The sequence below is a fragment of the Streptomyces sp. S465 genome (assembly GCF_026898115.1).
In the GTDB taxonomy this organism is placed as follows: Bacteria; Actinomycetota; Actinomycetes; order Streptomycetales; family Streptomycetaceae; genus Streptomyces; species Streptomyces luomodiensis.
In genome coordinates, this window is the sequence record NZ_CP114036.1 from 9,446,651 (window position 1) to 9,457,398 (window position 10,748).

Consider the following 10,748-nt stretch of genomic DNA (forward strand, 5'->3'; position numbering starts at 1 on the left):
ACATGGCTGCGTCCAACGAGCAGGTCGCGCAGGCGCTGCGCGCGTCGCTCAGGGAGAACGAACGGCTCAAGAAGGAGAACCGGCGGTACGCCGAGTCGGCCTCCGAGCCGATCGCCATCGTCGGCATGGCCTGCCGCTACCCCGGCGGCGTGCGGTCGCCCGGCGAGCTGTGGCGGCTCGTCGCCGAAGGCGTCGACGCGGTCTCCGGGTTCCCCGAGAACCGGGGCTGGGACACCGACCGGCTCTACGACCCCGACCCGGAGGCCACCGGCACCACGTACTGCCGCGAGGGCGGGTTCCTGCACGACGCGGACGAGTTCGACGCCGAGTTCTTCGGGATCTCGCCCCGCGAGGCCCTGGCGATGGACCCGCAGCAGCGGCTGCTGCTGGAGACGTCCTGGGAGGCGCTGGAGCGGTCCGGGATCGACCCGACGTCGCTGCGGGGCAGCAGGACCGGCGTGTTCGCCGGCGTGATGTACCACGACTACGGAACCTGGCTCCAGGAAGCGCCCCGATCCGTCGAGGGCCTGCTCGCAAACGGCAACGCGGCCAGCATCGCCTCCGGCCGGGTGGCGTACACCCTCGGCCTCGAGGGCCCCGCCGTGACCCTCGACACGGCGTGCTCGTCGTCGCTGGTCGCCCTGCACCTGGCGGTGCGGGCGCTGCGCGGCGGCGACTGCGACATGGCGCTGGCCGGCGGTGCCACGGTGATGACGACGCCCCGCACCTTCGTGGAGTTCAGCCGCCAGCGGGGCCTGGCGGCGGACGGCCGGTGCAAGTCCTTCGGCGCCGGGGCGGACGGCACCGGCTGGGCCGAGGGTGTGGGCATCCTCGTGGTGGAGCGGCTGTCGGACGCCCGGCGGCGCGGCCATCACGTGCTCGCGACGGTACGGGGCACCGCGATCAACCAGGACGGCGCGAGCAACGGGCTGACGGCGCCGAACGGCCCGTCGCAGCGCCGGGTGATCCGCCAGGCCCTCGCGAGCGCCGGACTCACGCCCGCAGACGTCGACGCCGTGGAGGCGCACGGCACCGGCACCACCCTGGGCGACCCCATCGAGGCCCAGGCCCTGCTCGCCACGTACGGGCAGGGGCGGGACGAGGACCGGCCGCTCTACCTCGGCTCGGTCAAGTCCAACCTCGGCCACACCCAGGCCGCCGCCGGGGTGGCCGGGGTGATCAAGATGGTCGAGGCCATGCGCCATGGCGTTCTGCCCAGGACCCTGCACGCCGACGAGCGCTCACCGCACGTGGACTGGTCCGCCGGCCGGATCGAGCTGCTGACCGAGGCCCGCGCGTGGCCCGCCGTGGACCGGCCGCGCCGCGCGGCGGTGTCCTCGTTCGGCATCAGCGGCACCAACGCCCACGTCGTCCTGGAGGCGGCCCCCGACGCGCCCGCGCCCGAGGCGGACCCCGCCTCCGCGGGTACGGTGCCGTGGCTGCTGTCGGGCCGCGGCGAGGACGGCCTTCGCGCACAGGCCGGGCGGCTGAGCGTCTGGCTGGCGGACCACCCGGACGCCGCCGTGGCGGACATCGGCCGGTCGCTGGCCACTGGCCGCGCGGCCCTGGAGTCGCGCGCCGTGGTCCTGGGCGCCGACCGCGCCGCCCTCACCGCGGCCCTGGAGGCGCTGGCCGCCGGCGCGGACAGCGCGGACGTGGTGACCGCGGCCCGTACGCCCGGGGCGCTGACCCTGCTCTTCACCGGCCAGGGGAGCCAGCGCCCCTGCATGGGACGGCTGCTCGCGCAGGCCTTCCCCGCCTTCGCCGCGGCGCTGGACGAGGTGTGCGCCCTGCTGGACCCGCTGCTGCCGCACCCGGTGCGCGAGGTGATGTTCGCCGAGCCGGACACGCCGCGGGCGGAACTGCTGGACACCACCGGGATGACCCAGCCCGCGCTGTTCGCGCTCGAGTACGCCCTGTACCGGCTGGTGGCGTCGTACGGGATCGCCCCCGACATGGTGGCCGGGCACTCCGTCGGCGAACTGCTCGCGGCCCATGTGGCCGGGGTGTTCTCCCTGCCCGACGCGTGCACCCTGGTGGCCGCCCGCGCGCGGCTGATGCAGGAGCTGCCCGCGGGCGGCGCGATGCTCGCGGTGGCGCTGGACGAGGCCGACACCGCGCCGCTGCTGGCCGGACGCGCGGACCGGGTGGCCGTCGCGGCGGTCAACGCCCCCGGCTCCGTGGTCCTCTCGGGCCCCGCCGACGACCTCGACGTGATCGCCGGGGAGTTGGCGGCGCGCCAGGTGCGCACCCGGCGCCTGCGCGTCAGCCACGCGTTCCACTCGCCCCTGATGGAGCCGATGCTCGACCGCTACCGTCAGGTGGCCGAGGGCCTGACCTACGCGGAGCCGGCCATCCCGGTCGTCTCCACCGTGACGGGCCGCACCGCCGAGACCGGGCTGCTGACCCGGCCCGAGTACTGGGTGCGGCAGGTGCGCCAGGCGGTGCGCTTCGGCGACGCCGTGGCCGCCGCGCGCACCGAAGGCAGCACGCTGTTCCTGGAGGTCGGCCCCGGCGGCGTGCTGACCGGTATGGCGCGGACCGTCCTGGACGGCGACCCGACGGCGACCGCGGTGGCCTCGCTGCCCGACGGACGGCCCGAACCGGACGCCCTGCTGCGGGCGCTGGGCCGGCTGCACGTCGCGGGCGGGGCCGTCGACTGGCGCGCCTGGTTCGCCGACGTGGCGCCCGCCGCCGGCCGGGCCGACCTGCCGACCTACCCGTTCGCCCGCCGGCGCTTCTGGCTGGGGCCGGGCGGCGCCTCGGCCGGCCTGACCACGGTGGCGCACCCGGTGCTCGGCGCGGCGGTGCCGAGCCCCGACGGCGCGCTGAGTCTGGTGGGGCGGGTGTCCCTGGCCACCCACGCGTGGCTGGGCGACCACCGGGTCCTGGGCACCGCCCTGATCCCCGGCACCGGTCTGGTCGAACTGGCCCTGCGCGCCGGCTGGGAGGCGGACTGCCCCGCCCTGCGCGACCTGACGCTGCGGGCGCCCCTCGTCCTGCCGGAACAGGGCGGCGTCCAAATCCAGGTGACCGTCGGCCCCGCCGGAGCCGACGGCACCCGGACGGTGGGCATCCACTCCCGCCCCGACCACGCGGTCCCCGAGACGCCCTGGACCCTGCACGCCGAGGGCCTGCTGGGCCCTGCCGCGCCGGCGCCCCAGGGCGACGGCGCCCCCTGGCCGCCGGAGGACCCGGACGCCGCGGTGGACGCCATCGACGTCAGCGACGCCTACGAGGTGCTCGCCGAGCGCGGGTACACCTACGGCCCCGCCTTCCGCGGACTGCGGGCCGCCTGGCGGCGCGGCGACGACGTCTTCGCCGAGGTCGTCCTCCCCGAGGAGGCCCAGCAGGACGCCGACGGCTTCACGATCCACCCGGCCCTGCTCGACGCCGCCCTGCACGCCGGGCTGATCGCCGACGATCCGGCCGGTGACCAGCCGCCCGTCCTGCCGTTCGCCTGGACCGGCGTCGGCCTGCACGCCACCGGCGCCACCGCGCTGCGCGTCCGCATCAGCCGCTCCTCCGGCGGGGCAGCCTCGGTGACGGTGACCGACACCGCCGGGACGCCCCTGCTCTCCGTGGACTCGCTGGCCGGCCGCCCCGTCCCGCCCGAGCACCTGGCCAAGGCGGGCACCCCGGCGGACCACGCCCTGTGGGCGGTGCGCTGGACCCCCGCGCCCGACACCGCCGCGGCCGGGGCGCCGGATCCCGTACCGGCGGTCGAGGCGGCCTCGTTCGCCGCACACCTGGACGCGCTGGCCGCGGACGGGACCCCACCGCCGTACGTGCCGGTCCTCTGCACGGCCGCGGGCGACGGCGAACTGCCCGCACAGGTGCGGACCGCCACCGCCGGCGCACTGGCGGCGGTCCAGGCGTTCCTCGCGGACGAGCGGTTCGCCTCCTCGCGGCTGGCGGTCGTGACCCGCGGCGCGGTGGCCGTGGACCCGGACGAGCCGGTGGACCTGCCAACCGCGCCCGTGTGGGGCCTGGTCCGCGCCGCGCAGGCGGAGCACCCGGGTCGGATCGTCCTGGTGGACACCGACCACGACGAACCGTCGTGGCAGCGGCTCGCCACCGCCGCGCTCGGCGACGAGCCCGAGCTGGCGGTACGCGCCGGACGGTGCCTGCTGCCGCGGCTGAGCCCCCTGACCGGCGGCACCGGCGAGGAGCCGGGGTTCGGGGCGGGCACCGTCCTGGTCACGGGCGGCACCGGCGGCCTCGGCGCCCTCGTGGCCCGGCACCTGGTGGCCGAGCACGGGGTGCGGCACCTGCTGCTCCTCTCGCGCCGCGGCGCCGAGGCCCCGGGCGCGGCAGAGCTGGCGCACGAGCTGACCCGGGCCGGCGCCCAGGTGCGCGTCGCGGCGTGCGACGTCGCGGACCGGGCGGCCTTGGCCGAGGCGATCGCGGACATTCCCGCGGAGGCCCCCCTCACCGGCGTGGTGCACGTGGCCGGTGTCAGCGACGTGGGCACGGTGGACTCGCTGACGCCGGAGAAACTCGACGCCGTGCTCGCGCCCAAGTCCGACGCGGCCTGGTATCTGCACGAACTCACCGTCGACCTGCCGCTGTCGGCGTTCGTCATCTTCTCGTCCGCCGGCGGCCTGGTGCTGGCGGCGGGGCAGGGCACCTACGCGGCGGCGAACGTTTTCCTGGACGCCCTCGCGCAACACCGGCGGGCCCGCGGCCTGCCGGGCACCTCCCTGCCGTTCGGCCTGTGGGACACGCGCACGGGGCTGGCGGGCGAGCTTGGCCACGCCGGTCTGGAGCGCATCCAGCGGCAGGGCCTGCCCGCCCTGTCCGTCCAGGAGGCACTGCGCGCGTTCGACGGCGCGGTGCGCGGCGACGAGCCGGTCGCGGTGCCGCTGCGCGTGGACACCGCCGCCCTGCGGGCGCGCGCCGCGCGCGTACCCGCGCTGCTGCGCGGCCTGGCGGGACCGGTGGTACGGCGAGCCGCCCGGGGCACGGCGCCCGGCGGCGCGGAGGCGAGCTCGCCGCTGGCGCGGCGGGTGCTGGCGGCCGAACCCGGCGAGCGCGAGCGGATGGTGCTCCGGGCCGTCCGGGAGAAGGCCGCGGCGGTGCTGGGCCACACCTCGGCTGAAGCGGTGCCGGCCGACCGGGCCTTCCAGGAGCTCGGCTTCGACTCACTGACCGCCGTCGAGCTGCGCAACGACCTGAACGACAGCACCGGCCTACGGGTGCCCGCCACCCTCGTCTTCGACTACCCGAACGCCCAGGCCGTCGCCGCGTACCTCGTCTCCGAGATCACCGGTGCCGCGGAGACCGGCCCACTGCCGGCCGCGTCGGCACCGGCGGCGTCGGCGCGGCCGGACGAGCCGATCGCGATCGTCGGCATGGCCTGCCGCTACCCCGGCGGCATCGCCTCCCCCGAGGACATGTGGCGGCTGGTGACGGACGGCGTGGACGCGGTCTCAGGCTTCCCCGCCGACCGCGGCTGGGACGTCGACGGGCTGTACGCCCCCGAGCCCGGCCTGCCGGGGAAGACCTACACGCGGCAGGGCGGCTTCCTCTACGACGCCGCGGACTTCGACCCCGACTTCTTCGGCATCTCGCCGCGCGAGGCGCAGCGCATGGACCCGCAGCAGCGGCTCCTGCTCGAAGTTTCCTGGGAGGCCGTCGAGCGCGCCGGCGTCGATCCGACGGCGCTGCGGGGCAGCCGCACCGGCGTGTTCGCGGGCGTCATGTACCACGACTACGGCCTCAGCACCGCCTCCGCGTCCACCAGCGGGGGAAGCCTGGTCTCCGGCCGTATCTCCTACACCCTGGGCCTGGAGGGGCCGGCGGTGACGGTGGACACGGCGTGTTCGTCGTCGCTGGTCGCACTCCATCTGGCGGCGCAGGCGCTGCGGAACGGTGAGTGTGATCTGGCGCTGGCGGGCGGTGTCACGGTGATGTCCACGCCGGGCATGTTCGTGGAGTTCTCGCGTCAGCGGGGTCTGGCGGCGGATGGCCGGTGCAAGTCGTTCTCGGACGATGCGGATGGTACGGGGTGGTCCGAGGGTGTGGGTCTGCTGGTGGTGGAGCGGTTGTCGGACGCGCGGCGCAACGGTCATCGGGTGTTGGCGGTGGTGCGGGGTTCGGCGGTGAATCAGGATGGTGCGTCGAATGGGTTGACGGCGCCGAATGGTCCGTCGCAGCAGCGGGTGATCCGGCAGGCGCTGGCCAGTGGGCGGCTGGGTCCCGGTGATGTGGATGTGGTGGAGGCGCATGGTACGGGTACGACGTTGGGTGATCCGATCGAGGCGCAGGCGCTGCTGGCGACGTACGGTCAGGGCCGTCCGGAGGACCGGCCGTTGTGGCTGGGTTCGGTGAAGTCGAATATCGGGCACGCGCAGGCGGCGGCCGGTGTCGCGGGTGTGATCAAGATGGTGATGGCGATGCGGCAGGGTGTGTTGCCGCGCACGCTGCATGTGGGGGAGCCGTCGCGGCATGTGGATTGGTCGGCGGGTGCGGTGAGTCTGCTGACGGAGGAGCGGGCGTGGCCGGAGGTGGACCGGCCGCGCCGGGCGGCGGTGTCGTCGTTCGGGATCAGCGGCACCAACGCGCATGTGATTGTGGAGCAGGCCCCGGCGGAGGCCCGGCCCGCGCTGGAGCCTGTGGGTGATGGTTTGGTGCCGTGGGTGGTGTCGGCGAAGTCGGTGTCGGCGTTGGGGGAGCAGGCGGGGCGGCTGGCGGACGTGGCGTCGGGTCTGCGGCCGGTGGATGTGGGTTTCTCGCTGGCCACGGGCAGGGCGTCGTTCGAGCATCGCGCGGTCGTGGTCGGGCGGGATCGCGACGTGTTGCTCGCCGGAGTGGAGTCCGTCGCCCGCGACACGGCGGCGCCTGGTGTGACCCGTGCGGCCGCGGAGGCTGGCAAGAGTCCGGTGTTTGTGTTCTCGGGTGAGGGTGCGCAGTGGGTGGGGATGGCCCGGGGTTTGTTGGAGGGTTCGCCGGTGTTCGCGGGTCGGATGGCGGAGTGTGCGGCGGCTTTGGAGCCGTATGTGGATTGGTCGTTGTTGGCGGTGGTGCGGGGTGAGGAGGGTGCTCCGTCGCTGGATGGGGTGGATGTGGGTCAGCCGGTGTTGTTTGCGGTGATGGTGTCGTTGGCGGCGGTGTGGGAGTCCTATGGGGTGCGTCCGTCGGCTGTGGTGGGGCATTCGCGGGGTGAGATCGCGGCGGCGTGTGTGGCTGGTGCGTTGTCGCTGGCGGATGCTGCCAGGCTGGTGGTGGCGCGGGGCCGGTTGCTGGTGGGTGCGCGGGGTGCGGGGGCGATGGTGTCGGTGGCGTTGTCGGCGGAGGGGGTGGGGGAGCGGTTGTCGGGTGGGTTGGAGATCGCGGCGGTGAACGGGCCCGCGTCGGTGGTGGTCGCGGGGGAACCGGCGGAGGTTGCCGGGTTCGCCGAGGCGTGTGAGGGGGACGGTATTCGTGTCCGGCGGGTCAGTGACGTGTTCGCTTTCCACACCAGCCAGATGGATGCCATCGGTGAGGAGTTGGCGGCGGCGGTCGCTGGGTTGTCTCCGCGTGCGTCCGAGGTGCCGCTGTACTCGACGGTGACCGGCGAGCTGCTGGACACGGCCACGATGGATGCCGGGTACTGGCGGCGGAATCTTCGGGAGCCGGTGTGTTTCGAGGCCGCTGTTCGGGCGTTGCTGGGGGCGGGGCACGGGCTGTTCATCGAGGTCAGTCCGCATCCGGTGCTGACCGGCGCGGTGGAGCAGACCGCCGAACAGCAAGAGACTTCCGCCGTGGCTTTGGGCACGCTGCGCCGGGGCGAGGACGATCAGGAGCGGTTGCTGACGAGCCTGGCCCAGGCGTATGTGCATGGCGCGGATGTCGACTGGTCCGTGTGGTTCGAGGGCACCGGTGCGCGGCGGGTCGAGCTGCCCACGTACGCCTTCGAGCACCAGCGGTACTGGCTGGACGCCACGTTCCGGGAGACGGCCGACGTCACGTCGGCGGGTCTGCGGACGGCGGACCACCCGCTGCTCACCGCTGCCGTGGGTCTCGCGGGCAACGACGGCGGGACCGTCCTGACCGGCCGGCTGTCGCGCCACACCCACCGGTGGCTGGCCGACCATGCCGTCGGCGGCGTCGTGCTGCTGCCCGGCACCGCGTTCGTGGAACTGGCCCTGCGCGCCGGTGACGAGGTCGGCTGCGACATCGTGGAGGACCTGACCATCGAAGCCCCACTGGTGCTCCCGGAGACCGGCGCCGTACAGCTGCAACTGCACGTCGGTGCCGGGACGGGCACCGACGGCCGCCGGACGGTCGAGGTCTACTCCCGGGTCGAGGACGACACGGCGTCCGGCGAGTGGACCCGACACGCCGAGGGCGCGCTGACCACCAGTGAGAGCGGCGGGGGCGCCGACTTCGACCTGGTGCAGTGGCCGCCGCCGGGCGCCCGTCCGGTGGACGTCGAGGGGATCTATGAACGGCTGGCCGAGCGCGGATACGGCTACGGGCCGGTGTTCCAGAGTCTCAAGGCGGCCTGGGAGCAGGGGTCCGACGTGTTCGCCGAAGTCGCCCTGCCGGCCGAGGCGGCGGACGGCGGGACCGAGTTCGGCATCCACCCCGCCCTGCTCGACGCCGTCGTCCACCCGATGATCCTGCGGTCCGAGCCGGGAGCGGAGATCCTTCTGCCGTTCTCCTGGGCCGGCGTACGGCTGTACGCGGCCGGTGCCTCGGAGCTGCGGGTCCGGCTGTCGAGCTCCGGCCCCGACGCGCTGAAGGTGGCCATCGCCGACACGTCCGGGATGCCGGTCGCGTCGGTCGACACCCTGACCGCGCGCCCGGTGCCGGCGGAGGCGCTGGTGGGAGCGGTGCGCAACGACGAGCTGTTCCAGGTGACCTGGCAGCCGGTGCCCTCCTCCGGCGCCCGCCCGCAGAAGTGGGCCGCGGTCGTCGGCCTCGGCACCGTGCCGGCGGGCGCCGAAGCCTTCGCCGACCTCGCCTCCGTCGGCGCCGATGGGCAGGTGCCGGACGTGGTGCTCCTCCCCGTCGAGGGCGGCGGCCCCGAGCGGCTGGGCGCCGTCACGTCCCACATCCTGTCCCTGGCCAAGGAGTGGCTGGCCAACGAACGGTTCCGCGCCTCGCGGCTCGCCGTGCTCACCCGCCGGGCCGTGGCCACGCGTCCGGGCGAGGAGATCCGGGACCTCGTCGGCGCGGCCGTGTGGGGCCTCATCCGCAGCGCGCAGTCGGAGAACCCGGACCGGTTCCTCCTTCTGGACCTCGATGACGCAGAGAGCTCGGTCGGCCTCGGGCTCGCGGAGGCGCTGGCCACCGGAGAGCCCCAGCTGGCGGTGCGCGACGGTGCCGCGTGCGCCCCGCGCATCGCACGGCTGTCACGCACGGAGCCGTCCGCGGCGCCGCGGACGCTCGACCCGGACGGCACCGTCCTCATCACCGGCGGCACCGGTACGCTCGGCGGGCTCGTCGCCCGGCACCTGGTCACCCGGCACGGGGCGCGGCACCTGCGGCTGGTCAGCCGCCGGGGTCCCCACGCGGCGGGCGCCGACCAGCTGCGAGCCGACCTGGCCGCCCTCGGCGCCGAGGTCACCGTCACCGCCTGCGACATCACCGACCGGGACGCCCTGGAGAGGCTCCTCGCGGACATACCGACCGACCATCCACTCACCGGCGTCATCCACACGGCCGGCGTGCTGGACGACGGCATCCTCACCTCGCTCACCCCGGAGCGGCTGGACACGGTCCTCCGCCCCAAGGCCGTCGCCGCCTGGCACCTGCACGAGCTGACGGCACGACTGGACCTCGCGGAATTCGTCCTGTTCTCCTCGGTCTCCGGTGTGCTGGGCGGCGCGGGCCAGGGCAACTACGCCGCGGCCAACGCCTTCCTCGACGCCCTGGCCCACCACCGGCAGGCCGCGGGACTGCCCGGCACCAGCCTCGCCTGGGGCCTGTGGGCGTCGGAGAGCACCATGAGCGGCACCCTCGACGGGACGGACCGGGCCCGCCTGAACCGCGGCGGCCTCCTGCCGCTGGCCTCCGACCACGGTTTGAGCCTCTTCGACGGCGCACGCTCCTCGGGCCTGCCGCTGCTGGTCCCCGTACGGATGAACGCGGCGGCGCTCCGCTCCCAGGCGGCGGCGGGAACGCTCCCGTCGATGCTGCGCGGCCTGTTCGCCGTTCCGGCGCGGCGCACGGTCGACGGCGCGGCGAAACTGCGGAACCGGCTGGCGGAACTGGGCCCGGAGGAGCAGGAGAAGGCCGTCCTGGACCTGATTCTGGGGCATATCGCCACAGTGCTCGGACACGCCTCGGCACAGGCGATCAAACCGCAGCGGCCGTTCTCCGAGCTGGGCTTCGACTCGCTCGTCGCCGTGGAGTTGCGGAACCGGCTGAACACGGCCACCGGCCTACGGCTGCCGGCCACCGCGGTCTTCGACTATCCGACGCCCGCCGCGCTCGCCGGCTTCGTCCGGACGGACATGCTCAAAGATCTGACCCCCGACGGATCGGACGAACTCCGGCAGCTCGACCGGCTCGAAGCCGCCCTGGCGGCGCGGCCCGCCGACGACGCCTGGCGGGCGAAGCTCACGGCCCGCCTCCAGACGATCCTCGTGGGCCTCGGCGTGGACAGCTTCGCCGCGAGCGCGGCCCCCGCGGACGGCGTCGCGGCGGAGAACGACGAGAACGACGATCGGCTGCATCTGGCCACCACCGACGAACTGTTCGCGATCGCCGAGCAGGAATTCGGCATTTTCCACGACGACGAGCGCCCGCAAGCCTGA

General features: G+C 74.7%; 1 protein-coding gene. It reads left to right on the forward strand.

Features of this window, described 5'->3' with window-relative positions; translation table 11 throughout:
* The first annotated feature begins 2 nt into the window (after window positions 1–2).
* Window positions 3–10,748 carry a type I polyketide synthase gene (locus N6H00_RS39400; protein ID WP_268976711.1) on the forward strand — a complete coding sequence of 3,582 codons (10,746 nt, stop codon included), beginning with the start codon at window positions 3–5 and terminating at the stop codon, window positions 10,746–10,748.

What these genes read in the sequence shown, in the direction of transcription:
- N6H00_RS39400 (WP_268976711.1), top strand. Translation starts at nt 3, where the DNA reads ATGGCTGCGTCCAACGAGCAGGTCGCGCAGGCGCTGCGCGCGTCGCTC.